The 25,232-nt window shown below is 65.9% G+C and carries 24 protein-coding genes and 3 pseudogenes; 11 read left to right on the top strand and 16 right to left on the bottom strand.

Going from position 1 to position 25,232, the window contains the following annotated elements:
* Positions 1–479, top strand: a 479-nt coding sequence (locus AC1DDH_RS20230; RefSeq protein ID WP_476956177.1) for a nucleoside/nucleotide kinase family protein, incomplete at its 5' end; no start/stop codon positions are given.
* A 361-nt stretch (positions 480–840) separates the two neighbouring features.
* On the opposite strand, the gene AC1DDH_RS20225 is transcribed toward AC1DDH_RS20230, so the two are convergent.
* Positions 841–2,127, bottom strand: coding sequence for an amidohydrolase (locus tag AC1DDH_RS20225; protein WP_476956176.1), 1,287 nt, complete (start codon positions 2,125–2,127; stop codon positions 841–843).
* A gap of 66 nt (positions 2,128–2,193) precedes the next feature.
* Positions 2,194–2,829, bottom strand: coding sequence for a trimeric intracellular cation channel family protein (locus tag AC1DDH_RS20220; RefSeq protein ID WP_476956175.1), 636 nt, complete (start codon positions 2,827–2,829; stop codon positions 2,194–2,196).
* A gap of 1,183 nt (positions 2,830–4,012) precedes the next feature.
* On the opposite strand from AC1DDH_RS20220, the gene AC1DDH_RS20215 reads away from it, so the two are divergent.
* Both AC1DDH_RS20215 and AC1DDH_RS20210 read left to right on the top strand, forming a co-directional pair.
* Complete coding sequence (locus AC1DDH_RS20215) at positions 4,013–4,573, top strand: nuclear transport factor 2 family protein (protein ID WP_476956174.1); 561 nt, start codon at positions 4,013–4,015, stop codon at positions 4,571–4,573.
* Positions 4,570–5,268: an SDR family NAD(P)-dependent oxidoreductase gene (locus AC1DDH_RS20210; RefSeq protein WP_476956173.1), complete on the top strand. Its 699-nt coding sequence runs from the start codon at positions 4,570–4,572 to the stop codon at positions 5,266–5,268. Before AC1DDH_RS20215 ends, AC1DDH_RS20210 begins: the two co-directional genes overlap by 4 nt.
* Positions 5,269–5,312: 44 nt before the next feature.
* Here the strand turns inward: AC1DDH_RS20210 and AC1DDH_RS20205 are convergent, their stop codons facing one another.
* The 5 genes from AC1DDH_RS20205 to AC1DDH_RS20185 all read right to left on the bottom strand — a co-directional run bounded on the left by AC1DDH_RS20205 (position 5,313) and on the right by AC1DDH_RS20185 (position 10,770).
* Positions 5,313–6,071 (bottom strand): SDR family oxidoreductase, encoded by a 759-nt coding sequence (locus AC1DDH_RS20205; protein ID WP_476956172.1) that lies wholly within the window; start codon positions 6,069–6,071, stop codon positions 5,313–5,315.
* Between the two features lie 457 nt (positions 6,072–6,528).
* Positions 6,529–8,307, bottom strand: coding sequence for an MOSC domain-containing protein (locus AC1DDH_RS20200; protein WP_476956171.1), 1,779 nt, complete (start codon positions 8,305–8,307; stop codon positions 6,529–6,531).
* A 415-nt stretch (positions 8,308–8,722) separates the two neighbouring features.
* Entirely contained in the window at positions 8,723–10,093 is a 1,371-nt protein-coding gene (locus tag AC1DDH_RS20195; RefSeq protein WP_476956170.1) for a dihydrolipoyl dehydrogenase family protein, read from the bottom strand.
* The gene (locus AC1DDH_RS20190) at positions 10,090–10,257 is read right to left on the bottom strand and encodes a hypothetical protein (RefSeq protein WP_476858172.1); all 168 of its coding nucleotides are present in this window, start codon (positions 10,255–10,257) and stop codon (positions 10,090–10,092) included. The genes AC1DDH_RS20195 and AC1DDH_RS20190 overlap by 4 nt, the downstream gene beginning before the upstream one ends.
* Before the next feature lie 12 nt (positions 10,258–10,269).
* A complete protein-coding gene (locus AC1DDH_RS20185) occupies positions 10,270–10,770 on the bottom strand; it encodes a VOC family protein (RefSeq protein WP_476956169.1) in 501 nt (166 codons plus the stop codon).
* Here AC1DDH_RS20185 and AC1DDH_RS20180 point away from each other — a divergent pair.
* A complete protein-coding gene (locus tag AC1DDH_RS20180) occupies positions 10,691–11,428 on the top strand; it encodes a glycoside hydrolase family 15 protein (protein WP_476956168.1) in 738 nt (245 codons plus the stop codon). The genes AC1DDH_RS20185 and AC1DDH_RS20180 overlap by 80 nt on opposite strands.
* A 48-nt stretch (positions 11,429–11,476) precedes the next feature.
* Here AC1DDH_RS20180 and AC1DDH_RS20175 read toward each other — a convergent pair whose 3' ends face one another.
* Positions 11,477–12,232, bottom strand: a complete 756-nt coding sequence (locus AC1DDH_RS20175) for an integrase catalytic domain-containing protein (protein WP_476956167.1) — start codon at positions 12,230–12,232, stop codon at positions 11,477–11,479.
* Positions 12,233–12,964: 732 nt separating this feature from the next.
* Between AC1DDH_RS20175 and AC1DDH_RS20170 the strand changes: the two genes are divergently transcribed.
* Both AC1DDH_RS20170 and AC1DDH_RS20165 read left to right on the top strand, forming a co-directional pair.
* Positions 12,965–13,546 (top strand): redoxin domain-containing protein, encoded by a 582-nt coding sequence (locus AC1DDH_RS20170; protein ID WP_476948515.1) that lies wholly within the window; start codon positions 12,965–12,967, stop codon positions 13,544–13,546.
* Positions 13,491–14,039: pseudogene (locus tag AC1DDH_RS20165) on the top strand (DUF5996 family protein); the annotation flags it as partial. The gene AC1DDH_RS20170 and the pseudogene AC1DDH_RS20165, both read left to right, overlap by 56 nt.
* A 61-nt stretch (positions 14,040–14,100) precedes the next feature.
* Here the strand turns inward: AC1DDH_RS20165 and AC1DDH_RS20160 are convergent.
* Positions 14,101–14,472 (bottom strand): annotated as a pseudogene (locus tag AC1DDH_RS20160) (transposase); the annotation flags it as partial.
* A 779-nt stretch (positions 14,473–15,251) separates the two neighbouring features.
* Between AC1DDH_RS20160 and AC1DDH_RS20155 the strand changes: the two are divergent.
* Positions 15,252–15,662 (top strand): nuclear transport factor 2-like protein, encoded by a 411-nt coding sequence (locus tag AC1DDH_RS20155; protein ID WP_476850832.1) that lies wholly within the window; start codon positions 15,252–15,254, stop codon positions 15,660–15,662.
* 200 nt (positions 15,663–15,862) lie between these two features.
* On the opposite strand, the gene AC1DDH_RS20150 is transcribed toward AC1DDH_RS20155, so the two are convergent.
* The 3 genes from AC1DDH_RS20150 to AC1DDH_RS20140 are packed head-to-tail and all read right to left on the bottom strand — an operon-like array spanning position 15,863 to position 19,316.
* Positions 15,863–16,924: an NAD-dependent epimerase/dehydratase family protein gene (locus AC1DDH_RS20150; protein ID WP_476948514.1), complete on the bottom strand. Its 1,062-nt coding sequence runs from the start codon at positions 16,922–16,924 to the stop codon at positions 15,863–15,865.
* Positions 16,921–17,802, bottom strand: a complete 882-nt coding sequence (locus AC1DDH_RS20145; protein ID WP_476956166.1) for an MTAP family purine nucleoside phosphorylase — start codon at positions 17,800–17,802, stop codon at positions 16,921–16,923. The genes AC1DDH_RS20150 and AC1DDH_RS20145 overlap by 4 nt, the downstream gene beginning before the upstream one ends.
* Positions 17,803–17,852: 50 nt before the next feature.
* Positions 17,853–19,316: a glycosyltransferase 87 family protein gene (locus AC1DDH_RS20140; RefSeq protein WP_476956165.1), complete on the bottom strand. Its 1,464-nt coding sequence runs from the start codon at positions 19,314–19,316 to the stop codon at positions 17,853–17,855.
* A 101-nt stretch (positions 19,317–19,417) separates the two neighbouring features.
* Here AC1DDH_RS20140 and AC1DDH_RS20135 point away from each other — a divergent pair, with 101 nt between their 5' ends.
* A complete protein-coding gene (locus AC1DDH_RS20135) occupies positions 19,418–20,608 on the top strand; it encodes a molybdopterin-dependent oxidoreductase (protein WP_476956164.1) in 1,191 nt (396 codons plus the stop codon).
* Complete coding sequence (locus AC1DDH_RS20130; protein ID WP_476850827.1) at positions 20,605–21,105, top strand: hypothetical protein; 501 nt, start codon at positions 20,605–20,607, stop codon at positions 21,103–21,105. The genes AC1DDH_RS20135 and AC1DDH_RS20130 overlap by 4 nt, the downstream gene beginning before the upstream one ends.
* Here the strand turns inward: AC1DDH_RS20130 and AC1DDH_RS20125 are convergent.
* From AC1DDH_RS20125 to AC1DDH_RS20115, 3 genes are read right to left on the bottom strand one after another with little or no spacing between them, the layout of a single operon-like run.
* The gene (locus AC1DDH_RS20125) at positions 21,045–21,749 is read right to left on the bottom strand and encodes a methyltransferase domain-containing protein (protein WP_476850826.1); all 705 of its coding nucleotides are present in this window, start codon (positions 21,747–21,749) and stop codon (positions 21,045–21,047) included. The genes AC1DDH_RS20130 and AC1DDH_RS20125 overlap by 61 nt on opposite strands.
* A complete protein-coding gene (locus AC1DDH_RS20120; protein WP_476850825.1) occupies positions 21,749–22,417 on the bottom strand; it encodes a TIGR04282 family arsenosugar biosynthesis glycosyltransferase in 669 nt (222 codons plus the stop codon). Before AC1DDH_RS20120 ends, AC1DDH_RS20125 begins: the two co-directional genes overlap by 1 nt.
* 7 nt (positions 22,418–22,424) lie before the next feature.
* The gene (locus tag AC1DDH_RS20115) at positions 22,425–23,150 is read right to left on the bottom strand and encodes a glycosyltransferase family 2 protein (RefSeq protein WP_476850824.1); all 726 of its coding nucleotides are present in this window, start codon (positions 23,148–23,150) and stop codon (positions 22,425–22,427) included.
* A 258-nt stretch (positions 23,151–23,408) separates the two neighbouring features.
* On the opposite strand from AC1DDH_RS20115, the gene AC1DDH_RS20110 reads away from it, so the two are divergent.
* Together AC1DDH_RS20110 and AC1DDH_RS20105 are read left to right on the top strand one after the other, a co-directional pair.
* The gene (locus AC1DDH_RS20110) at positions 23,409–23,750 is read left to right on the top strand and encodes a hypothetical protein (protein WP_476956163.1); all 342 of its coding nucleotides are present in this window, start codon (positions 23,409–23,411) and stop codon (positions 23,748–23,750) included.
* A gap of 69 nt (positions 23,751–23,819) precedes the next feature.
* Positions 23,820–24,131 (top strand): HAD family hydrolase, encoded by a 312-nt coding sequence (locus AC1DDH_RS20105; RefSeq protein ID WP_476956162.1) that lies wholly within the window; start codon positions 23,820–23,822, stop codon positions 24,129–24,131.
* A 356-nt stretch (positions 24,132–24,487) separates the two neighbouring features.
* On the opposite strand, the pseudogene AC1DDH_RS20100 reads toward AC1DDH_RS20105, so the two are convergent.
* Positions 24,488–24,646, bottom strand: a pseudogene (locus AC1DDH_RS20100) (IS110 family transposase); the annotation flags it as partial.
* Between the last annotated feature and the right edge of the window lie 586 nt (positions 24,647–25,232).

The following is a 25,232-nucleotide window of genomic DNA, read 5'->3' as shown; positions in this document are numbered from 1 at the left end:
ACCTGGCGCAGTCGCTGCTCGTGGCCCGCGGGCTTGAGCACCGCAAGGGCGCTCCGGACACCTTCGACGGTGCCGGCTTCGTCGCGTTGCTCCGCCGGCTGCGCTCAGATATCTCGCGGGAGATCTTCGCTCCGGTCTTCCGCCGCGAAGTCAACGACGCGATCGCCGGGGCCATCGCCGTCCCGCCGGAAACACGCCTGATCATCACCGAGGGCAACTACCTGCTCTTGGACGAGGCCCCATGGAACGAGGTCGCATCCCTCCTGGATGAAACCTGGTTCGTGGAACTCGAACAGGGCGAACGCTTGCGCCGGCTCACCGCCCGGCACCTGAAGTTCGACAAGGACGCCGCCGACGCGGAATGGCGCGCAACCGGCAACGACGAACGCAATGCCCGCCTGGTAACACCAGGAAGCCAACGCAGCACAATCGTCATCGAACACACACCCGCGACCGTCCCGGCGCCCGGCCGCGAGTAAGCGGCCGGAAACCGAGCCGCCGGATTCACAGCGGCCCGGCATTACTCACTGCCTGGAACACAAAACGCCCCGAGGCTCTTTGATGAGTGCTCACCTAACGTGCCGTCGTAGCCCCTTCTGAGCGGCGGTTTGTCATAGTCACTGCCATCGGCGGCGTAGGCAGACTCACAGACTGCGGTAGTGACAGACTTCCGGTGTTGTGAACGCATTCCACCCGTCTTGCGAAATGCAGGCAAGCCTCAGTTCTGTGCACGGGGTTGGTGCTGGTGTTTTGGGTCTTGCTGCCAGGGCCGACGGGGGATTGGACGGCTTACTGCACACGCAACATCTGCCTCGGACGCGGCTGTCCTTCCTCGTCTGATTAGGAGGCCGTCGCGTTGGCCGGTGGTGAATTATCCAGGTCGAGCCAGGCCAGGGCTGCGGTGACGAGGGCTTCGGTTCCGGTCTGCAGGGTCGGCTGGAGGACGGGTAGGAACATCGGCGAGTGGTTGGCCGGAACGTCCTCCAGCACCCGGCCGTCCCGTACGGCAGCCCTGTAGGTCTGCGCGTCCGTTCCGCCGATGCCCCAGTAGGTGCAGGGGATGTTGCCGGTCCGGGGAATATCGCTAAAGTCCTCGCTGGCGGTCTGGAGCTCGAGGCTGCCGGCCCGGTCGCCGAAGTAGGTGCTGAAGGCCCCGGCTACGCGAGCGGTTGTTGCCTCGTCGTTGACGGTGAGCGGAAAACTGTCGAAGGTTTCGAAGTCCGGTTCTCTGGGGGAGCCGCTGGCGGCGCACTCGGCTTGGACGGCACGTCGGACAGAGTCGAGAATCCGCTGCCGGGTGGCGTCGGTGTAGGTGCGCAGGTTCAGTTCCATGACCGCCTGGTCCGGGATGATGTTGCTCTTGGTTCCGGCGTGAAGGCTCCCGACGGTGAGGACGGCAGGTTCGGTGGGCGGGGTTTCGCGGGAAATGATTGCCTGCAGGCGAAGGACGATCATGGCGGCCAGCACGACAGGATCAATAGTGTTCTGCGGCATTGAGCCGTGGCCGCCGCGGCCGTGGACTGTGATGCGGATGCTGTCGGCGCTGGATAAGACCGGGCCGGACCGGGTGGCGACGTGGCCCGAGACTCCGGGCAGCACGTGCTGGGCGAGTGCGACGTCGGGCGGGGGGATGCGATCAAGGAGAGCGTCGTCGAGCATGCCGCGGGCGCCGTCGCCGGTTTCCTCGGCGGGCTGGAACAGGGCCACGAGCGTGCCTCGCCACTGGTCCTGGTGCTCGGCGAGCAGTCTGGAGGCGCCCAGCAGGCATGCGACGTGAACGTCATGTCCGCAGGCGTGCATGACGGGCACACGGTCCCCGCCCTGGTCCAGGGCTGTGATGGTGCTTGCGTAGTCTGCGCCGGTCCGTTCCTGCAGGGGCAGCGCGTCCATGTCGGCCCGGAGTAAAACCGTTGGCCCGTTGCCGTTTTGCAGCACCGCAGTGACTCCTGTTCCCCCGATCCCGGTCTCCGTTTGGAAGCCGTAGGAACTCATGCTGCGCGCCACGTTGGCGGCGGTGCGGTGTTCCTGGTGTGAGAGCTCAGGGTTTTGGTGGAGGTCCTTGTAGAAGTCCTCCTGTTCCGGGCGGATTGACTCGTACTGTTGCAATATCCGTTCGGTCGCGGCCACGAGGTCTCCTTTCGTCCGGCTCGAGCGTCCTGCCTTCCCCAACCTACGCCGGGCCGGTCCGACCTGCTAGGTCTTGCCCGGCCGCGCGCCGTGCCGGGACCGGGCAGCGTGCGGAACCCGCCACCGGAAGTGCAGGGAGAGCACCCGCAGGGTGAAGACCACGGCCGCGACGCAGAGTTCGGCCACGGCGTTGAACAGGCTCAGCTGCCACAGGGCTGTGATCAGGGCCGCTCCCAGTAGGGCCGGGACGGCGTAGATGTCCCGGGGGTTGAAGAGCTGCGGGTCCCGGTTGGCGACGACGTCACGCAGCAACCCCCCGCCGACCCCTGTGATGACGCCCAGCATGGCGGCGGAAACGGGGTTCATGCCCGCGTCCAGGGCCGCGACTGCTCCGGTAGTACAGAACAGTGCCAGGCCGCCGGCGTCAAAGACCAGCAGTGTCCGCTGGAACCGCTGGACACGGCGTGCGAAAAAGTAGACCAGCAGTGCAGCGGCCACCGGCGGGACCAGGTGCACCGGCTGGGTGAAAGGCGTCGGGGTAACGCCGATGATCAGGTCCCGCACCACGCCGCCCCCGAGCCCGGTCAGCGACCCCAGCAAGAGCGAGCCCACTATGTCAAAGGCCCGCCGCGCGGCCAGCAGGCAGCCCGAGACGGCGAAGAAGAACGTTCCTAAAAGATCTAAAACCAACGACCAGGTCACATCCGCCGCCTCTCTTGTGTGCCCGCAGCCACCGGCGCTTTCTTAGGGAGCGCTTTCGCGCCCTGAGCGGCGGCTGCGTCTTTGGCCATCAGTCTCCTCGCTCCCGAAGTTGACCTAAAGCGGTTGGGATTTCGTATGCCCGAGGACAGACCAAATTGGTGGAAGCTTTACGTAACATCCGCTCTCAGCGGGCTCTTCCTGCGATCGAAGGAGCTCGGGTGGGGCTTCGTCCTGATCCGTGGAACTGGCCAATTTTGGGTGTGTACAAAGTGCACACTTGGGGCTTCGGGCCCGGTCGTACTGGTGCCGGATCGGGCCGGATTCCGCATGTTCGGGGACTTCCCAGCGTTTGCAGGGGCTGGAATGCAGTTCGAGTCCCACCTGGGGCACAGCATTCCCCCTCGTCAGAGGGGGTTTTGCTTTAACGTGTGTACATTGACCCTGGTTGGTCTGACGCTGTTCCCCGCCTGGTGCCTAGCCGCCGTGGTGGCCTGTGAAGTTGTGTGGGTGGCGGGGTCATGGCTCTGGCTACTGAGTCCTCCGCCTGCTGGGATGTGGGGTCATTCGGGTCTCCTTTGCGGCTTTGTCTGGTGGGCTTGGTTGGTCTTGTACCTATTCATGGCGTGGGGTTGTGATGCTGACATGACCTGCGCGAATTTCCTGCGGAGATTCGTCGCCGCTGAGGGGCTGAAGGAGAGGTGCGTGCCGTCTCGTGCGGCCAAAGGGGGTGTGTACGTTGTCCACACCCGTGTGGGTGTGATCCCGGGGCTCATCGGTGACTTCTTCTTCGCCTGCTTCTGCTGACACAAGTTCATTCGGCCACGAGTTTTGCGTTACACGACCTTGTTCGCTTTCAGGTCTTTTTCTCGCGCTTCGCTGCCGGCCGCCTCATTGAGCGTTCCGGCCAGACTCTCTCCGTGGCCCCACACCGAGAGTTTTGAACGCGCGTGCGTCCATCGCCGACCTTGCCTCGCCCGGCCGAGAAGCCGCTGAGCCGGAATCGAGCCTCATCCCGCTCAGTCGTGCGTACGACCCCGCGTCCTCATCACTCCGCAAGGAGGTGCTGGGCGCCATCGGCATCGAAGGTCGGAGTTCGCTGCCCGACGATGGTTAGATCCGACAACCGACAATGGCGGTCGGGGAGCGAGCGTGAGACACTCGCCGACCCCAAAGCACTCTCGGCATGCGCACCCCGCCCGCGTTTGGCCGCGCACGCGACCTCTCAGATCGACCAGGTCGGGCTGAAAGTGGATTGCGAGAGGAACTGCCAGCACTCAAACTGGACCACAAGCAGACCGCCGGACGGCGACCTGAACCGACGGAAATCACCCACGGAAAGGACAACACGATGGCTCCGACCAGAGCGGCACTCGAGGCACACTGGCGCACATCGGAAAGCGGGGATAGCGAAGCCGAACACGCTATCTATTCCGACGACGCGATCCTCGACTATCCGCAGTCGGGTGAACGCTTCCGAGGCCGAACGACGATTGCGGCGCAACGTGGTGGACACCCTGCCGAGAGGCATTTCACGGTACTGCGGATCGTCGGAAGCGGGAATCTTTGGGTGAGCGAGTGCATCATCACGTATGACGGCGTGCCGACATACTCGGTGTCCGTCATGCAACTCGCTCAAGAGAAGGTAGTGCATGAGACGCAGTACTTCGCCGACACCTTTGGCGCCCCCGCATGGCGGATAGCAATCGCAGAGCCGATGCCGGGCCGGCAGATCGAACGGGCATGATTCCGACCGGACGGACGAGTAATGCGGCCGCAATCGACCCGAAGCACGTCCTGATCATCGGGGCCGGACCTGGCCTCGGGGCCGCTGTGGCCCGTCGCTATGCCAGAGAAGGGTTCCGAATCACGCTCGTCGCGCGCCACGAGGAGTCCCTTGCCGCTCTCGCGGACGAATTGCGCGCTTCCGGCGCCAACGTCGACACCATGCTCGCCGACGCCGCCGACCAGAAGGCGTTCCGTTTACGGCTGCAAGCCATCGCACAGATCGACGCCCCAGGAATCGTGGTCTACAACGCTGCCCTGATCGCCAAGGACAGTGTCCTGGCCTCGGACGCCGAGTATCTGATGGCCGCGTACAGCGTCGACGTGCTCGGCGCCGTCACTGCTGCGCAGGTTCTCACGCCGGCGATGGCACAGGCCCGCACCGGCACGTTCCTGACGACGGGCAGCTGGCTCAGCCACGACCCGCAGCCCGAGCATGCGACCCTCTCGATGGGAAAGACCGCCCTGCGCGCGGTGACCCATTTGTTGCATTACGAACTGGCCCGGCAGAACGTGCACGTCACCGGGGTCACCATCGCCGGAGACATCGCGGATGGAACAGCGTTCGCGCCGGAACTGATCGCCGAAGCCTACTGGCGACTTCACTCTCAGCCGGCATCGGAGTGGAGCCCAGAGGCCGTCTTCGACGGCAACTGATCAGCGTCGCCTACAGGGAAGTGTCGTGGGCCGACCCTGCTTCCTCACTCCTTCCCAAGGACTTGCTCGCCGCCATCGACGTCGAAGGTCGCACCCGTCAGTGCAGAGTTGGTCATGATGTGAACAGCAAGCGCGGCCACGTCCTCCGGTTCCACAACCCTCCGGATGGGCAGGGTTCTGCCAAGCTCGCTGCGACGGGCGTTGAGATCGTCGCCGAGCAGTGACGCCGACAGAGGCGTGTCGACGAAGCCTGCCGCGAGCAGGTTCACTCGGATGGGCGCGAGCTCCAAGGCGAGATTCGCGACCAGAGCCGGCAGGGCCGCCGCGAAAACGCCCGCGACGGCCAGGCCGGGGCCGGGGTGGCGTGCGCCGGTGCCGGTGATGAAGATAAGCGTGCCACCTGGGCGCACGGTGCCGATGGCCGATCGGGCGACGTTCAGGGGGAGGAGGAGATGCTCTTCGAGCGCGTCGCGGACGCGTGCCAAATCCATATCGGGCACCCGGGCGTAGTAGGACCCGCCAGCGGTGACGAGCACATGGTCGATCGGTTGGGGGAGCTCGTCGAAGAACCGTTCGAGGCGCTCGTGTTCCGTGGCGTCGAAGGCAGCCGTGCTGAGCGCGCCGACCTCCTGCGCGGCCAGTCGCAAATGATGAGGATCGCGGCCGGTGAGAATGACATTGGCTCCCTGCGCGCGGGCCTCGAGGGCAGTCGCACGGCCAATCCCCATGCTGCCGCCGATCACGACGACAGTCTGTCCTGTGAGCGGTCCGAATGAGCGCCTGGTCTCTTCGTTGATGAACACGGGCATTTCACTTCCTGCGGAACGGGACGGTGCACAGCGGCTGCCAGAGGTGTCACCAGCAGGCAGGCCCCGAGCCCCCCAAAGCAGGGCACCGGGAAGGATCGCCTGCACATAGCTGGTATCCGGTGGCATCGGTCCACTCAGTGGTTCTCTGCCTCTTTGCATCCCCGCGCGTTCCGGCGGAATGCGGTCCTCGTGAGTGCAGTCTCGCGGGACCGCTAGCCGCTCGGACAGGGAAGATTTTGCCACTTGCCCGCGGTGAGCGTCAACAGGTAGTTTGAGGAATGCTCTGCTGGGTGGCACCGAGGCGACCAGGATCGCCAGGAGCATGACGAGGGTCGGGCCAACCGGTTCGATCTGAAGTACGCGATGGGCGGTCTGTCCGACGACGCGCTGCTGACGAACATCCGGCGCTAAGAAACGGGGTCGTGCCCCAGGGACGCGAACTCCTCGCGGGTCAGGCGTCCAAGACGGCTTCGGTGGTCGGCTGAGCACAGCACACCAACGTTTGCGACGCCTCCGGTCGCTCCAGCGGCTCGGGCGAGTAGGCGACCGCGCCGCTGAGCAGTCCGGTAATGCAGGTATGGCACACGCCAGTGCGGCACGACCATCGCGTCGAAACGTCGCAGGCCTCGGCCAGCTCGAGCAGCGACCCGTACCGCTCCGACCAGTTCACCGTGAGACCGCTTCGGACGAAGGTCACGGCCGGCCCGGTTCCCGCGGTTCCCACCGGCGGGTGCGGCGCGACCGGCGCCATCGCCACGACACCGGGATTGAGCGACGCCAGCGCGCTGAAGAGCTCGGAGTGGATGCGTCCCGGAGCGATGCCGATGGCCTTTAACGCCTCGGTCATCCCTTCGATGAATCCCGTCGGGCCGCAGACGTAGGCGCTCGACGCCACGTCGAAGCCGAGCGCGCGCAAGCCGTCCCCATCCAGTCGTCCGAACATCGTTCCGGGCGGCGGCCCCTCGAGCGGCGGGGCCGCACGGGTGAACCAGAGGTAGGAGTGGGCGTTCGTCAGCCGGCCGAGCAGCTGCTCAACCTCGGGAGCAAGGCCGTAGTCTGCCTCGGCCCTGGCGACATGGAGCCACCACACCTGCCGATCCGGATGCGCGGAGGCCAGCGAGGCCAGCATCGACAGCACCGGGGTGATCCCGATTCCCGCCGAAAGCAGCAGCACCGGCTCGTCGGTGTCGTCGAGCACGAACTCCCCGCGGGGAGCCGCGACGTCGATGACGCTTCCGTCGGCGACCGTGTCGTGGATGTACCGGCTAACGGTTCCGTGCTCCTCCCGCTTCACGCTGATCCGGTAGGTGGCGTCATCCGGGCGGCCGGAGATCGAGTAGCTGCGGACCGCAGACGTACCGCCGACCGGCAGCCGCAGTGTCAGGTACTGGCCGGGCTTAGCCGTCGGGAGGGCCGCGCCTGATCTGTCGCTCAGATAGAGGGAGAGCACGGACGGTGTCACCCGGACGGTTTTGGTCACGGTAAAGGGCCGGAACCCGTTCCATCCGGGTTCCTGTCCCGCCTCGGCCTGCGGCCCGGTGTGGCCCATGTCCGCCGCGGCGAGCAGCTCGTGGAAGGACTGCTGCCAGCCGGGGCTCAGCGCCGGAATGTCGACCGCGAACTTCAGGAGCTCGTGAGATCGGTCCGGCAGATAGAGCAGGCCGTCGATCGCTTCAACGGTCAGCTGATGGCGTCCATCGGCGACTTTCACGATCGGATCGCCGGCCTGCACTGTGCCTTCCGTGACCACCCGCAGGTAGAAGCCGGGTCGCCGGTGAGAGACGAGGAGCGAAGCCATCTGCGGCACCCCCAGGCGCAGGCCGACGCGGTAACACGTCACCCGTGGCTGTGTCACCTCGAACTCGGCGTCACCGATCCGATACCGGTCGCCGATGCAGACCTCATGATCCGCGAGGCCCGCGACGGTGAAGTTCTCGCCGAAGTTACCGGGCACCAGGTCATCGCGGTTGAGGTGTTCAGACCAGTGGTCATACGACCCCTGCTGGTACACCATCACCGCGCGCTGTTCACCGCCGTGGCCACCGAGGTCGCCTTGGCCGTCGCCGTCGACATTGAATCGTCGAACGAACCGGGGGCCGTCCACCGGGTATTTGTAGATGCCGGTGTGGACTGTCTTGCCCTTCCAAGCAACGTCTTTCGGCATTCCCACGTTGAGCGACAACAGCTTTCCGATGCTGTCGCTGACGCGAAGATGATCGGTCGCGGCCATCAGTTCGGCACCTTCTCGCCCATCACAACCTCCGCGATATCTGGCGCCTGCCGAGTAGTGACTGTGGCGGCGCTCATCCCGACACGCTCAATTCATCCCGTCTCGATCTCCCCGCCGGAAGGGCTCGAATCGCCACCGGTCGACGACACCGATCGCAACTTGACCAGATGCAAGGCAGCCTCTGAGGACAACTCTGCAGTTCGGCCTTCCACAGCATCCCAAACGCCTCCGCTCATCGCCGATGAGGAAATCCCAACGCAGGAGCCCGTTGGCCGCGTGCTCCAGTTTCGCGGAATCACGGCCGGCGAGGATGATGCCGGCGCTGCCGCCTATCACCACCATGGGATACCCGCAAGAGCCGGCTCGCTTGCGGTCGGCGAACCGGCGGCTGCGGTACCCATCGGATCCCCTTCCCTCAGTCCGCCGTGGATGGTCCCGCGCCGACCCGCCTGCGCGCACCCCCGATCTCCCCGCGCAGTGCCTTCAGCGCGGAGACATAGATTTCCGAGAAGGTCGGGAACGGCTGGATCGTGTCGCTTAGGACATCAATGGGGACACGGGCCCGGATCGCCAGCGTCGCCTGCTGCAGCCACTCGCCGGCCTCCGGGCCGAGCGCGTACGCCCCGGTCAGCCGTTCGCCGTCGCTGAGGAGGGTCAGGAAGCCGTTGCTCTCGGCGCCGGCACGCGTGTAGGTGGAGGTTTTCGGCAAGTCTGAGACTGGGGCCGTGGCGCTGAAGCGGCCCTCGGCGGCGCCCACCGCCGCGGCCTGCGGGTCCGTATAAGTGACCCGCGGAACGGCCTCATAGTTTGCCTCCCGCGCCTCACCGAGGATGTTCGCGGCGACGACATCGCCCTGATACTTCCCGACGTGGGTCAGCGGCCAGATCCCGGTAACGTCACCGATCGCCCACAACCCGTCCGCCACGCGCAGGCGTGCATCGACAGGGACTCCGCGGGGATCCGGCTCGACGCCGACGGTCTCCAGGCCGATCCCACTAATCCGCGGGCGCCTGCCCGTGGCGACGAGCAGCCGGTCACCTCTCAGCTCGCGCCCGTCGTCGATCTGGACGACGTAGTCCCCGCCCTCGCGCCGCGCCGTTGTCGCGGCCGCGGACAGGACGAGTTCGATGCCCTCGCCGCTCAGAACTTCACCGAGGGCCTCGCCCAGCGGCGCCGGCTCCCGGGCCAGGACGTGCCCGGACATGTCGATGACTGCCACCTCGCCGCCGAATCGGCGAACGGCCTGGGCCATCTCGACACCGACCGGGCCGCCGCCGAGGATGAGCAAGCGCCGGGGAACGGCCTTCATTGAGGTCGCCTCGCGGCTGCTCCAGACACCCTCTAAACCCCGCAGGCCCGGGACCGGCGGCACGACGGGATCGGCGCCATTGGCCAGGACCACGTGGTCGGCGGTGTGCCGCACGCCGTCGACCTCGACGACGCCCGGCCCGGCGAGCCGCCCGGTGCCGCGCAGCAGGTCGATGCCGCGATCGGCCAGCCAGCGCTCCTGCCCTGCATCGGAATAGTCCGAAACCATGAAGTCGCGCCAGGCCAGCGCCGCTTCGACGTCGACTGCGGCAGTGGCGGCGGCCTCGCGTGCCGCATGGGCAGCCTCACCGGGCCGCAGCAGCGTCTTGGACGGGATGCACGCCCAGTACGAGCACTCGCCGCCGACTAGTTCCCGTTCCACGACGGCCACGCGCAGACCGCCCTCGGCCAGCGCGCCTGCACAGTGTTCACCCGGTGAGCCGCCGCCGATCACAATCACGTCGTAGTCGCTGTTCATGTCGGCAACTCCTCCCCGGCATGCTCGCGCACCATGTAAAGCGCGTACCAGTCAGGCCAGTCCGGGTCCTCTTGGCCCGTGAGTTCCTCGTGTTTGCCATGTGCTGCCGCGGCCCGCCTGAGGGCTTCGGCAAGATCGTCCATGGATTCGTACGTCGTGGCCATCAGCCTCTCCCTTCAGCGGCCCGGAAGCCGGGTCTTGATCTCCTGAAGGACCCAGCCGTTGCCGTCCGGGTCGTTAAAGGAGGCGAACGAGCCGTAGTCCGGGTGTCCGGGGGCCGGTCCGTCGACACGTCCCTCGCTTCCGGCGTGGTGGAAGATGCCCGTGGCGTCGTGGAATGTCTCGCTGACCTCGACCCCGCGCGCGATCAGGTCGGCCCGGGCAGCGTCTATGTCGTACACCGCCAGATGTAGGCCCTGGGATGAGCCCGGCGGCGCCGAGGTGACCCCCTTGCCGAAGATGATCGAGCAGCCGGAACCCGGGGGCGTGAACTGCATGAGACGGTAGCCGTCCTCCACGGCCGCTTCGGCGTCGAACCGCCAGCCCAGGCCCTCGTAGAAGCGCTTGGCCCGATCGACGTCCGAGACCGGCACCACGATGACCTCGAGCCTGAATTCCCCGGGCTTCACCGGCGGACTGCCGGCTGCACTTTGTTTGGTTTCGTCGACGGTGCTCATCCCGGCCTCCTCGGTGGGGCGCGCCATGAAAGAGCGGCATCGGGCTCACCGGCGACCCGGGAAAGGCGTGCCGGCGGCGGGCATCAGGCCAATGCTGCGGGCTTGCGCTGCAGGGGTCGCCATGCGCTTTTCCTTGTCGCCCCCCGGTCGGTCTGCGGCCGAGGACGCTGCCCTCGGGACCCCACAGTGGCCTCATCCGGGACGAAAGTCAAGGGGGCAGCCTACCTCGTCGGATGCAGCGGGGGAGAGCCAGGGCCCAACCCTTGTGGCGAGCAACGCAGATCGCCCCGGGCATGCACGGGGGATATTCGAACGGGCATGCAGCCACGTCAACGATGTGGGTCTCCTCAGTGAGGAAACCGATTCCTCGAACGGTGGGCAACTGGGGAACTTTCCGCAAACCTTCAGCCACATTGGGGCTGGTCAACGCAGCCTGGTCCATCCAGCAGGCGGAGCGGCGCAAAGCGCAGCACTGACAGTACAGAATCCCTGTACTTCCGGGCTGGCTGACGGGGCCCGGCCCGCTCCTCGACCGCGGCTGCAGTGCCAAAGTCAAGACCTAAATCAATCATCCAAAAGCTGGAACGGCGGGGAAATGCGGGGGGCAAGCAGGGGCGCTCGTCTCTGGAAAACGCGCCCTGGGAAGTGCTCCCCCTAAGCGAGCCTGCCCCTCCCTGTCCAATCCCGGCCCCCCTGTTGCCTCACGTCAATACCTCCGGGAACGTGGGGTCGTTGCCTCAGATGAAATCCTCCGGCTGCCGGGGCGGTTCCACCGTTCGTTCACGGCGGGTTTGACCGGGGCGGGCTGTTTGGCAGTGGTGAGGGCTTCAAGCCGGCCGGTCAGGGCAAGGATCTGCCGTGAGAGGGCGGCCGGCCTGATCTCCTTGTATTGGGCGTTCATCCGGATCACGGGCATCCGTGCCAGGGCCGGGTCGGCTGCGGCGCGCCGGTGCGGCGTCGCTGCCCGGTCATGTGTTTTGCTCACCTTGGCTCCGCGGCGGACCTTGGCGACGAGTTTTTGCTGGGGCAACAGATAGTTGGTGAAGATCCGGTCCAGCTCCCAGATCTCGTTGAGCAGCTCCAGTTCCGCGGCGGTGTCATAACGCAGGTAGCCGACCAGCTCACGGACCCGGGACCAGTTCTTCTGCTCCACGTGGGCGCCGTCGTTCTTGTTGCTCGGACGGGACCGGGTGAAGGTGATGCGGTGCTGCACGCAGAACTCGAAGAGCTCGTTGTTGATGAACTCGCTGCCGTTATCCGAATCGATGCCGATGACGGGAAACGGGAAGACAGCGAGGACGTGCTGCAGTCCCGCGAAGACGTGCTTCTGCGCCTTGTTCGGCACGGACCGGTTCACGGTCCAGCCGGTCGCGATGTCCGTGACCGTGAGGGTGAAGCAGAACTGCCCGGAACTGTTCGAGCCCTCGTGCCCGACCAGATCGATCTCGACGAAACCGGGCACCGCATCGTCCCACTGCGCCCCAGGTGCGGATCGGGATCTGGGACTTCAGCAGCGACCCGGGCTTGGTGTGGGACCGGCCCCGCGGTAACAGCTTCGCCCGCTGGCCCGCCAGCCGCCGGTCGATGGTCGCCGCGCTCATGCGGGCCAGCAGTGCCGCCTGCCCGTCGGTAATGTCCAGGGCCTTCTCGGCCCGCAGCATCGGCACGAGATCCGGCAGCATCGGCGCCAGCAGCTTCCCCGCCGGGCCCCGCAGCACCGCCCAGCACAGCACGAGCCCGTCCTGCAGGTCAGCCCCGTACACCGGGGCACGTCCCGGCCTGACCGGCCGCAGCCGCGGCGGGTCAAGCGCATGCCGCAACACCGCCCGGGCATGATCCCGGTGCCAGCCGGTCAGCTCCACCAACTCATCCAGGATCCGCCCCTTCCTGGCCCGGTCACCGGCCCGGTAGGACTCGGCCAGGTGCTTCGTGACAGCCTTGCGTTCGCCCATCGTCAATCCCATCCCTCAAGGATGTCCGCGCCCCCACCCTTCCCGGACCTTTTCATATGAGGCAACGTATCGGGCTACGCGGAGGTTTTTTATGAGTCAACGCGGCCCCTTGCTGGGTGCCCGGCGCCGGCGTAGGCTCGCCCGCAGGAGCGGCGGTGCCACCACAGCGCAACTGGGTGCCAGCAACGACGTCGATGGCAGGGACCGTCGCCGCTCACCGGCACGTGAAAGGCGGCCGAATCGTGCGCTCAGATATTGCACCTGGCGGCATCTTCCCCGATTACGAGTTGCCTGACCACGAGAACATCCCCCGCAGGATCAGTGAGTTGCAGGGGGAGGACCCCCTGGTCTTGATGCTGTCGCGCGGACACTACTGCCCTAAGGAGCATCAGCACCACCTTGAACTTGCCGCGTTCTACCCTAAGGTCGCTGTGGCCTACACGCAGATGGCAACCATTGCGACCGATGACCACCACGTGCTCCAGGAATTCCGTGCGTCGGTGGGTGCGCAGTGGCCGTTCCTCTCTGATCCTGGCCGCACCGTGCAGCAGGATCTGGACATCCAGGAATACACCGATCCGGACCACGACCCGATGATCCCGCACACGCTCGTTCTGAAGCCCGGCTTGGTCATCCACAGCATCTACAACGGCTACTGGTTCTGGGGGCGTCCCTCCGTCGACGACCTCCGCCGTGATCTGCGCGCAGTGACGAAGGAGATCCGGCCAGACTGGGACCTCAGCACGCCCGGCCTACGTGAGGCATGGGATGCGGGCAATTGGGCGCCCTTCCACGGATGGAACAAGCGGGTACGGCCGGACTGAAGACGTCGAGTCGGCCTCTAGCTGTGAAGGACGTGCGACGGACGCGTCTGAAGTTTCTGGCGCTCATAACGGGTGGCCGCAACTCCGGGGACACCTCTACATGTGGACGCAGATTGTCGGCAAGATCCGCATGGCGCACACTCCGATGCTGAACCACTGGTGGCAGGTGACGCTGTACCTCACCCCGCGCGGCTTGACGACGTCGTCCATCCCCGACCGCCATGACGCCGTCGACATGGAATTCGAATTCTCCGAGCACGTCCTGCGGCTAGGCACCGGCAACGGCATGAGCGCCAACGTTAACCTCAGCCCGAAGCCGGTGGTCGAATTCCATGGTGAGACCTTCGATGCCATGAACCGGCTCGGCACCGAGAGGGCCATCCGGGCGGGGCCGAACGAGGTCGAACCGACCATACCGTTCGCCGAGGACTACCTGCATGCCTCTTATCACAGCGAAGCCGTCCGGCTGTTCTGGCATCAACTGCTCCAAGCGGACCGCCTGCTCAATGCGTTCAGGTCCTACTCCCGGGGCAATGTGAGCCCCGTGCACTTCGGCCCTTCGCGCTCAGCGACAACACCATCTCGTCCACGCCGGTCAGCCGGCGCTGCCGTTTCTTCACGGTCTGCGGGTCGAACGTCGCACCGGTGTCCCGCGGCACGTCGATCTCCACCGGCCCGATCTCTGTCATGACGGTCTTGGCGCGGGTGCCGTTGCGCGAGTTCCCGCTCCCGCGCCCGGACCCGTCGTGTTTGCCGTAGCCGAGGTGCTCGTCCATTTCCGCTTCCAGCGCGGTCTCCAGGACGTTCTTCGTCAACGGGTTCAACAACCCGTCCGGGCCGACCAGCTCGATTCCCTGCTCCCTGGCCTGGGCCAGGAGCTGCTTCGCTAACTTTTGCTGATCCAATTCAGTCGCCATGGGATCCATGGTTCCGCTCATGATCAGTCCTCCCCGCCAGGCACCGCCCGGCGTGTCAGGCCAACCCCGGAACCACCGTTATTCAGACACTCCCGGCCGTTTCGCTGGTTCCTAGGCAGCGCTTTTGGTTGCCTGAAATGTGGCAAAAAGGAAGTGTGTACAAAGTACACACTTTGGGTTTCGGACTGCGTCGTATATGGGTCGGACCGGGCCGGATTCCGCATGTTTCTCGGGGAGTCCAGTATTGGCAGGGGTGGGAATGCAGTTCGAGTCCCACCTCGGGCACGTGTTTTCCCTGTTCAGGGGCTTATGAGCCACTGAGTGTGTACAAATCTCCTTTTATGGGCCCCTGCAGGGGCCCATTTTTGTTGGTGGCCGTTGCGGTCTGGCGGCTCCTTCTCTTGGCTTGGACAGGGGTGTTGCTAGTCACTCCTTCATGGCCGGGAGCGCTTGGAACGGCATGACTTGCTGTGACTCGGGGATCAAACCCTCATGATCATCCCTGTCGGCAGCCGGAACGTCAGGGAACTCTTTGTTACTTGGGCCCGGGGAGAGGGCGGTGGTTGTTTGTCCGGCCAAGGTGGTGTGCACAGGGTCCACAGGCGTAGCCGCGTGATTCCGTGGCGCATCGGTGACAGAGTGCGCCGTGCAATCGCCCACGCCTGGACCCTCAACGAGGCACCGACCATTGACGATGTTCGTGAGCGCGGACAAGGATGGGCACCGGGCCGCAGCTACGCCACCGCACGGCTCTGGCGCCCACTTACCACCACCGAAGGAATCCCAGCATGACCGACATTGCAAGTGATGACTACAACGGGGCCACCCGCGTCGAATACCTCCTCGGCGCTCCCCTCAACGAGAACGTAGTCCGCCAATGGCCGCAGATGCGCGAAATCGTCCGAGGCCGCCAACTCATCGCAGACGTCGAAGGCAACTTCCCCGAACTCACCCTGGAAATCGGCCGCCGGCACCGGCTGGGCACCACCATCGTCGTCGAATGGACCTGCAACTACGGCGACGGACGCCTCTACCGCAACGTCACCATTGGAGAACTCGTCGACGGCACAATCACCCACATCACGGACTACTGGGGGGAGCCGGTAGAGACCCCGAATTGGAGGAAGGGTATGACCGACCGGCTAGAAATGCCGGCAGATGGCGTCTGGAAAGACGCAGCCCACCTCGGCCGGCACTGACTCGACAGGATCACCGGCAAGCCGGCCGGCGTCTTCCGTCTCACTGCCGGGAACTGGCTCGGGGTCATGGCAGCCGGCCCGCCAGGGACCTGTGGGAGGGTTTACTCGCATTCGGGAGACCCGTATCTGTAAGGGATTTCTCGCGGCGGGGGGAGCGAGCGGAGGATGCCGGCATATGGGACCTTCGGGACAGGCGCTTGTCAGCCTGGCTCGCCGCGCAGGGGAGCTGTGGCGAATTGACGCATGCCTTCGTCGAAGCCTACGGTCGGTTCCCAGCCGAGTTCGGCCTGGATCAGGTGGGAGGATGCGGTGATGTGGCGGACATCCCCCAGCCTGTATTCACCCGTCACGATCGGGGCAGGTCCGGCACTGAAATTACTAAGAGCCGCGGCAACATCGCCGATGGTGTGCACCTCGGAGGCGCCGACGTTGTAGGCCCGGAATGCAGCAGCGCCGCCCGCGGACAGCGCCTCGGCCGCAGCGATGTTCGCGGCGGCCACGTCCCTGACATGAATGAAGCTGCGCCGCTGGGCGCCATCTTCGAAGACCCGGGGTGCCGCACCGCGGGCCAGGGCCGAGCGGAACAGCGAGGCAACACCGGCATAGGGGGTGTCGCGCGGCATCCGGGGACCATAGACGTTGTGGTAGCGCAGGGCGATCGCCACCCCGCGGGCGCTGCGTGCCCACGCGGCGGCGAGATGCTCCTGGCTGACTTTTGATGCCGCGTAGACGTTCCGCGGATCCAGGGGCGCGTCCTCGCTGACCATGGAGGGAATAAGGATCGCGCCGGACGCAGGGTTCCGGGGGTCGTAGATGCCGGCGCGCAGGTCGGCCTCGGCGCGCGGTCCCGGTCTGACCGCGAGGCCGGTTTCGGAATCGATGTAAGCACCCTCACCGTAGACCACCATCGAGGAGGCCAGGACCAGCCCGAGAATGCCCTGGTGTTCCATGGCGGCGAGCAGGACAGCGGTGGCGTAGTCGTTGTTCCGGACGTAGTCCGGCGCGTCAGCGAAGCTGACGCCGAGCCCGACCTTCGCGGCCTGGTGGCAGACGGCGTCGATCCCCTCGAGCGCACGCTCTGCCGTGTCCGGTTCCGTGAGATCGCCGGTCAGCAGCTCCACCCTCGAATCAAGGGCCGGCGGCCCCGGATGGAGGCCCGGGTCCAGGGAGTCCAGGACGCGTACGAACCATCCCTTGGCGAGGGCGGCGTCGACGATGTGCGAACCGATGAATCCGGCACCGCCGGTGACGAGGAGCCTCACTGTGCGGGCACGGACTCGTGTGTGACCGGGAGTGCCATGATCCGGGCGACGGCGGTCCGATCCATCAGCGGGCGCGGTGCGTAGTCCTCGGGGATCGCCGCGATCGTGGCCTCCAGCACGGCCAGGACGCTGTGCTGGGCTTTCTTCAACCGTGCAAAGACGGCCTCGGCGGTGACCGGTTCCGAGCCGTCGTGGCCGGTGTCAGAGTCTGTGATGAAGGCCAGGTTCGCGAAGCCCATGTTCAATTCCGCGGCCAGCACGGGCTCGGGGTACTGGGTCATGCTGATGATGTCGGCACCGCCGGTGACGTACCACTGCGACTCGGCCTTCGTTGAGAACCGCGGTCCGTTGATCACCACCACGGTGCCGTACGGGGCGTAGGGGAGGCCCCGTGACGCAAGAGCTGCCTCCAGGTGCGACCGCAGTGTCCGGCAAAACGGTTCCGAGGCGGGCAGATGCTGGACACCCGCCGGGGTGACGCCGTCGGCGACGGTGCCGTCGAAAAAGGTATCGGCGCGTCCCCAGGTGCGATCGATGAGTTGGTCGGTCACGACGAAGGTCTCGGGACCGAAGCCTTTCCGCAGCCCGCCCACCGCAGAGGAGGAAATCACTGCCTCGACCCCGAGGCTCTTGAGCGCCCAGAGGTTGGCCCGGTAGTTGATTTTCTGGGGCGGAAGCGAGTGTTCGCCGCCATGACGGGGGAGGAACGCTACGGTTCGTCCGCCCATGTCGGTCAGTGTCACCGGACCGGACGGCGGCCCGTAAGGGGTCGCGACGTCGACGGTCGCGCGCACAGTTGCCCCGGTAAGCCGGTACGTTCCCGAACCGCCAATGATGCCGATGCGTGCCTGGGCCGGCCCGGGAAGTGGTGTGTCCATGATGTAATCCTGCCATTCGTCGGTGTTTGTCCATGACGGGTCTGTTCCGGTCACAGTGCCGCCGGGTCCGGCGCCCCGGTCGTGAGTCCGGAAAGGGCAGCCAGCCGCAGCTCGTCGCGGCGCCGCAGCCAGGTGCCTCCGGCGATGGCCGCGGCCGCCAGGAGCAGGGCGCCCTGGTTGAGTGGCTCGCTCCAGGGTCCGGAGGGGACCATATAGATGATGTCCAGGGCGAGGATCACCCCCACGTACTCCCAGCGCCGGCTCAGCACGATGAACGGCAGCAGCATGAGCCCGTACCAGGGGTAATTTGGGCTGACAATCAGCAATGTCAGCCCGATCATGACGGTCTGCTGTTCCCAGACATTCCCCGCCTGGGTGCGCCGCAGCACGCAGAGGGCGACGACGGCCAGGGCCGCCGCGCTGAGCACCGGCGGCCAGGGGCCGGCGGAGACGAGCTGTGCAAGACCGAAGCGGATGCCGCCGCTCTGGCTGTAGTTCTCCTCCTTGAGGTAGCCGGGCAGAAAGCCCAGGACACCGGCCCCCGCGATCGCCACGTAGGGAACATAGAGCAGCACGAACGTGGCCAGCGCCGCTGTGATGAACCTGGCCGGGTGCCGCCACAGCAGCGCGGGGGCCGCAATGATCGGTATGAGTTTCGTTGCGACGGCGGCCCCGAAGGCGGCCCCCGAGCGGATCGGCCTGCCGCCCAGGAGCAGCATCCCGGCGGCAAGGATGAGGACTCCGGCCAGGACGTCGACGTGTGCGTTGTTGACCGCTTCGAGCTGCACGAACGGACTCCACCCCCACACGGCGGCCAGGTACGGCGGTGATCCGCGGCTGGCCAGCGCGCGGAGCAGCATCAGTGCCATTGCCACGCCAAGGAGCAGGCCGGCAACCTGGAAAGCCATGAAACCGGCCGTGTCCGGGACCGTGGCGCGCACGCCCAGAAAGTACAGTTCGGCTGTGGGCGGGTAGATCGTGGGCACGTGCGGGCGGTTGATTGCCGTGCACAGAGGGTCCCCGGAAGGATAACCGGATGCGGCGACGGATTCCGTTCCGAACAGGTCTCGGGCACACACGGGCTTGCCGTCGGGGCCTGTGGAACCGGGGGCGAACAGCCAGCCGGGGCGAAGCCTGCTGAGCGTTTCATCTATGGGCACATACGAGTAGGGGGAGATTCCGGCTTTTTGAACGATGCCGTCCCACGCATACCGGGCCGAATCGTTGCTGGTTCGGGGCGGGGCGCTCACGGCAACGAGGCCGAGCAGGACCGTTCCCGTGATGATGACGGCCCCCACATGACGCCGTGGCACGTGCCGTAGCAGGCTGACGGCCGCGATGAGGGACAGCCATGACAGGCAGGTGGCGATGATCTGCGCCGTTTCGAGCGGGTTTCCGGGAACCACCATCCACCACAGAAGGGCAGCACTTGTGAGGAACACAAGCGGAAGGAGCACGAGGACCTTGATCCTGGTTCCGCTTGTCCGGCTGGATTCTGTTGCAGTGACGCCCACTCTCCGATCCTGCCCCATGTCCGGTGCCCGCGCTGCAGACGGGCCAAGGATTTCAGCGAATCGTAAGGTCCGGGGGACTGAATTGGTGGTGTGATCGAACTATGGAAAAGCTAACCAACGCTTTGGCCGCACGGTTCGCTTCACCGACGCGCAGCACCCGGCTCACGGTGGTCTTGGGGCGCTGGCTCGGGCTCAGCTTCACCATTTGCTTTCTGACCGGGCTCTTCAGTCACGGGCTGCAGGAGCCGCCGTCGTGGATGTTCTTCCCAACCAGCCCCGTCTGGATCTATCAGCTGACTCAGGGAATCCATGTGACCACGGGCATCGCAGCCATTCCGTTGCTGCTGGCCAAATTGTGGTCGGTCTATCCGGAGCTGCTGAAGTGGCCGCCGGTCAAATCCGTGACGCACGCCTTGGAGCGGGCATCCATTGCCTTGTTCATCGCTTCCTCGCTCCTGCAGCTGACCACGGGCCTGATCAACACCTACAAGTGGTACCCGTGGCCTTTCCCCTTCCGTCAGACACACTTCTGGTTGGCCTGGGTGATCTGGGGGTCGCTGCTGCTCCATATCGCCGTGAAACTTCCATTGATCATGGAGCATTGGCGTTCCCGTTCGGGCACCCGGCCCCAAGTGGCTGCCGGCGCCGGTTCCACAGCACCGGTGATTGACGACGGCGCGGCGCCTCCGATGCCGGGTCGCTGGTCCCGGCGGGCCTTTCTGGCCGCCGTCGGCGTTACCACGGGCGCCGTCGTGCTCACGACGGCCGGGCAGTCCTTTTCCTGGCTGGACCCGCTGAACCTTTTTGCACCGCGGAAGATGGGAACCGGCCCACAAGCCGTCCCGGTGAACCGCACCGCCGCCGACGCCAAGGTCGCCGACCTGGCCGGAGCAAAGGACTGGGCGCTCACCGTGAGCCATGAGGACACCCGTCGCATCCTGACCCTCGCGGAGCTCCAGGCCCTGCCCCAGTATGAGCACGAACTTCCCATCGCTTGCGTTGAGGGCTGGAGCCAGACGGCCACCTGGCGGGGTGTGCGGATCCGGGACCTGGTGGCCGCTGTCGGCGCGTCGCCGTCGTCCTCGCTCCGGGTCACAAGCCTCGAACCCGAGGGCGCCTACCGCACGATGGACATGCCAGCCGCGTACGCACAGGACGAACGGACCTTGGTGGCTCTGGAGCTGAACGGACAGACGCTGGATCTGGACCACGGGTATCCGGCGCGCATCATCGCCCCCGGACGCCCCGGCGTCCTCCAAACAAAGTGGCTGCACACTGTGGAGGTCCTGTGAAACCCGTGATGCCGGCTGGCGCCGGCAAACCCGCCGGGGCGGGACGAGCTGCGGGCATCTGGAGGATCGTTCTGGGAATTGCGGGTGTGTCGCTGCTCGGGTACGGGCTCTTGGGTTTGCCGACCCAACTCGGCCCGCCCCAGCTGCTCGGGCTTCTGGTGTGGATGGCGGTGGCCGTGCTACTGCACGACGGCGTCATCGTGCCGGCCTCCACCCTTGCCGGCGGGGGTCTGACCCGGCTGGGATCCGGGCTCCGCCCAGCGTCGGGCGCGGTTCTGCGTGGCGGGCTCATGACGGGGGCCGTGGTGACCGTGATTGCCGGGATCTTGTTGAAGGCCCAGTCCGTGGCCCGCAATACCAGCGCCCTGGAAGGCGACTATGCCACCAATCTGCTCTGGTTCTGGGCGGTGCTGGCAGCGGTGGTTGCCGTACTCGTTTATGGGATAGAGCGGACCGGCATGCGGCGGGGCGAGAGTCGGCAAAAGACGCGGCCCTGAAGGCGCTGGATGGCGGCTACAGACCAGCCGGCGGCCGGCGCCCGCGACGCCAGACCGTTCGTGCCGATCCGCGCCCAGGCGAACGCCTCGCTTCGGTTCCCGTGCCTGTCTTCGAGAAAAGCGGAGTAGGCCGTGTCGATGTTTTCGTCGGCGTCTACTTCCACCAGCAGTGTCCCGGAAGGGGCGATGAGCTGCCGGCAGCGGCCCAGCAGGGCCGTGACGCTTCCCCCGATTCCAATGTTGCCGTCGAGCAGGATGACGGACTGCCAATGGCCCGGCTGCGGTACAGGGGCGAAAATTGACTGTTCGAGGGCGCGGGCACCACGGTTGCGCGCCTGCCGGACCGCCTCGGCGCTGGCATCGATGCCCAGGGCTGCCAATCCGAGCAGCTGGGCAGCAGCCAGAAGTCGTCCCGGCCCGCAACCGACGTCCAGGACCGGCCCCAGAAGGCTTTGCAGGAGAGACCTCTCTGTGGCGTCGGCGTCCTCGCACCAGTTACGGACGTCGAACTCCACCGGCTCCGCGGGATAGTGCGCACTTTCCGGACGGAGGGTCAAGGCCCCGGAGCCGGTCAGCAGGGCAAGGGCGAATGGCTCACGTTCGCCTTGGCCGAAGTAGGCGGCAGGTGCCGCGGTGGCGGTCATCACCGGGGTGCTTCTGTTTTTTGCCGCACGCCCGACACGCAGGCGACGGTTTTGGCCACCGCCTTGGCGAACGCGCTGCCCGGAATCTCCGCCGCGATCTGCTGGGCGTCACTGAAGTGATCCATGTCCCGCAGTTCGGGGAGCATTCCGACGTTGAGGCCGGCCGCGGTGAGCCGGGCGAGCTGCCGGGCCCCGGTTGTCGTCGTGGACATGGGAACGCCCCTGATCAGGGCTCCGTCCGGCTGGCGCAGCGCCAGCGACCAAAAGCCGCCATCCGTTGCCGGGCCCATCCAGGCATCGTGGCTGGGCTGCGAGGTGGACCAGTCATGGAGCAGCGGCTCTACATGGCGGCGGGAGAATTGCGGGGTGTCCATGCCAATAATGAGCAGGGGGCCGCTGGTTGCGTCACAGATGGCGGCCAGGCGCTCATCCAGGCCTCCGGATACTTGCTGGACAAGAGTGAATTTGGTGGCGTCCCGCGCGGTGGGTGCCCCGTCCATCACGAGCAGCCGGCGTCGGGCCGGGAGGCTACGCACCGAATAGAGGGTGCGGCTGAGGCTCAGCTGGGCCAGGGCTGCAGCTTGTTCGGGCGTCAGCGGGGGACTGAGCCGGGTCTTGACCCGTCCCGGCAGGCACTCTTTGGCGATGACGGCCACTGTCAGGTCCATGTTGCCCTCATAGGGGTTCTTCGCGGTGGCCGGTCATCCGGGCCGGTCCCGGCGGCAGCTCAGCGGCGGCCGCCCTGAGCTGGGCCGACATGTCCCGGACCGCCGTAATCGTTCCGCGTAGGGTGCCGGTGACTTTCGATTTGCCGGTGCGCGGGGAATACCGCACTGGGAACTCCACGATCCGCCAACTGTGCAGGCTGGCCTTGAGAAGCATCTCCAGGGGGTAGCCGCTTCGGCGGTCCTCCAAGGCCAGGGAGAGCAGCCCTTCGCGGCGTGCGGCCCGCATCGGTCCAAGATCCGTCACGTGTTCCCCGGTCATGCGCCGGATCCGCGATGCCAGGACACGGTTGGCGATGCGGGCGTGCAGGGGCCACGAGCCGGGCTGCGGCCGGCGGCTGCCCAGCACCAGATCCGCGTTTCCGTCCATGATGGGGGTGAGGAGCGCCGGAAGCTGGGCCGGATCCAGGGAGCCGTCGCAGTCACAGAAAGCCACGAATTCCGCCGTTGCCGCGAGCAGCCCGGCATGGGCGGCCGCCCCGAACCCGCGCCGGTCCTCCCGGACCACGGTCGCACCCATGCTCTCCGCGAACTCAGCGGAACCGTCCACCGAACCGTTGTCCACGACGATGGCCCGGTACCCGTGCGGCAGACGGGACAGAACCCACGGTAGGGCGCCCCGCTCGTCCAGGCACGGCAACACGACGTCAACCATGCAGGCGGTCATTTCAAACATGCTTCAAGGCTACGGATTCGGCAGCGCCGATTCGCCCCGGAATCCTTACGGTATGCGGAAAAATGATGCCGCGGACCCACCGTTAACCGGTGCTCCCCATTCCCGCCGGTGCCTGGCTGCGGCGGAGCGAGCCGCGTCCCGCCGAGTGTGCCGACATCAGGTTATTGCCAGCCCCGGCCACTTCCGGAGAATGGCTTCAGGCCGTAGTGTTCCGGGTGGTTGATGCCCGAGATGTGGTGCCGGATTCAAGGAGGAAGCATGGCTAAGTTTGTCGTTCTCTACAATGCTCCGCAGTCGGCCGAGGCCACCATGGAGAATAACGATTCTGCGGCTGCGGCTGCGGCTGAAGGAATGAAGCTCTGGATGGACTGGGCCGGCCGGACCGGTGAGCATCTGGCGGACATGGGCGCTCCCTTGGGCAACGGGCAGGAAATTACCCCGGCAGGGGTGTCCGCAGCCAACGCGAACGTGGGCGGCTACTCGCTGCTGGAGGCGGACAGTGTGGAGCAGGCCGTGGCTCTGATGGATGGCCACCCTCACCTCATGATGCCCGGCGCGACGATCCAGGTGTTCCAGGCCCTCGATATCCCCGGAATGTAGGAACGGGCTCACAGGAGGGTCCCGGGTCCAGCCGGGCCCCTCCCTCGGCCGAAGGGATCCCGGAACCTGATGACCCTATTCCCGGGTCCTGCGATAGGACCGGGCGCGCCGACGTCGGCGCCCCGCCCGGTTAGCTTCGCTGCGCTCTGGTTCGCAACCTTGCTCAGGGACGGGTTCGCCCTTGCCGCGGCCGGAGGCAGCGGCCGGTTCGCCGACATTGGCGCCGAGGTCCTGGGCGGGCTCCTCCGCGGGGTGTCTTTGGACAGGAACCTGGACGAGGCAGTGGACCACGTCATGGACGGCCCGGCCGGACTCGGGCTGCACCCGGACGTACCTGAGGGCGTGCGGGCACTCGAAAATGCCGGATGCCGCGCCGCATAGCGCGGCCGTGCGTGGTGTGCTTTTGTTGCCGCGCTTTCCGGAACCAATGAACGTCCCCGCCGCGGCAGCGTTACCCACCAGTTCAGTCAGGCTGAACCCGCAGATTTCCTCTTTGCGTCTAAGACCCACAGAGGGGATGACGGCCGCTCCTGTGTCCGGGGCAGGTTGTCGCGGTGCCCTTTGTCGTCCGGAGCTGAGAAAAGCCGACCCAGTCTCGTGGTGAGACGGAGCCGGCTGTCTTGGATGCTTCTACCTGGCGTTGTGCAAGTATGAGTCCACTGACCTTTGGGGGCGGCCAGTTCAAATCCGTGAATGGTGCCAAGCCGTCTTAGAACGCCAAGGGTTTTCAGGATCTACTTCGCGAGCCGCGTTGCTTCGCGGCGGCAGGTTTGACCTCCGAATTCCTCGTCCCGTTCCCTCCAAGCTGCGATGGTGTTGATCTGTGTGACGGTCAAGGGCCTACGGGCGTCGACGCCGAGGTCGACGACGCGGAGGAGAGCGGTGAGCGCATTAATGGCTGCGATGCTCCGCGCTGGGCAATTTGGGGTGTGTACATTGTGCACATTTTGGGCTTCGGATCGGGTCGGAGTGGTGCCGGACTGGCTCGGATTCGTTACGTTTCCGGGGGAGTCCAGTGGTTGCAGGGTGGGAATGCGGTTCGAGTCCCACCTCGGGCACGTGTTTTCCCTGTTCAGGGGCTTGTGGTCCTCTGAATGTGTACAAATCTCCTTTTATGGGCCCCTGCAGGGGCCCATTTTTGTTGGTGGCGGTTGGTCTGGCGGCTCCTTGTCTTGGCGTGGACAGCGGTGTTGCTGCTTACGCGTTCATGGCCGGTAGCGCCTGGAACGGCCTGACTTGCTGCGACTTGGGATCACTCGGGCCTCCTTCCTTGCTGTTTGTGGCGGACGTGGTCGGCCTTGTACCTGTTCATCTCCCGGAGTTGTGGTGATGACATGACCTGAGGGATGTTTCTGGGAGATTTTCTGGTCCTCGATTCGTTCCTTTTCTTGGCCGGGGAGAGGTGAGCGGGCGTTTGTGCGGCAAAGGTTGTGTGGACATTGTCCACGCCGATGTAACGTGATGCCGTAGAACACCGGTGAC

It is taken from the genome of Arthrobacter sp. 10T425 (assembly GCF_056393985.1).
This window is presented reverse-complemented; position numbering and strand designations above follow the sequence as displayed.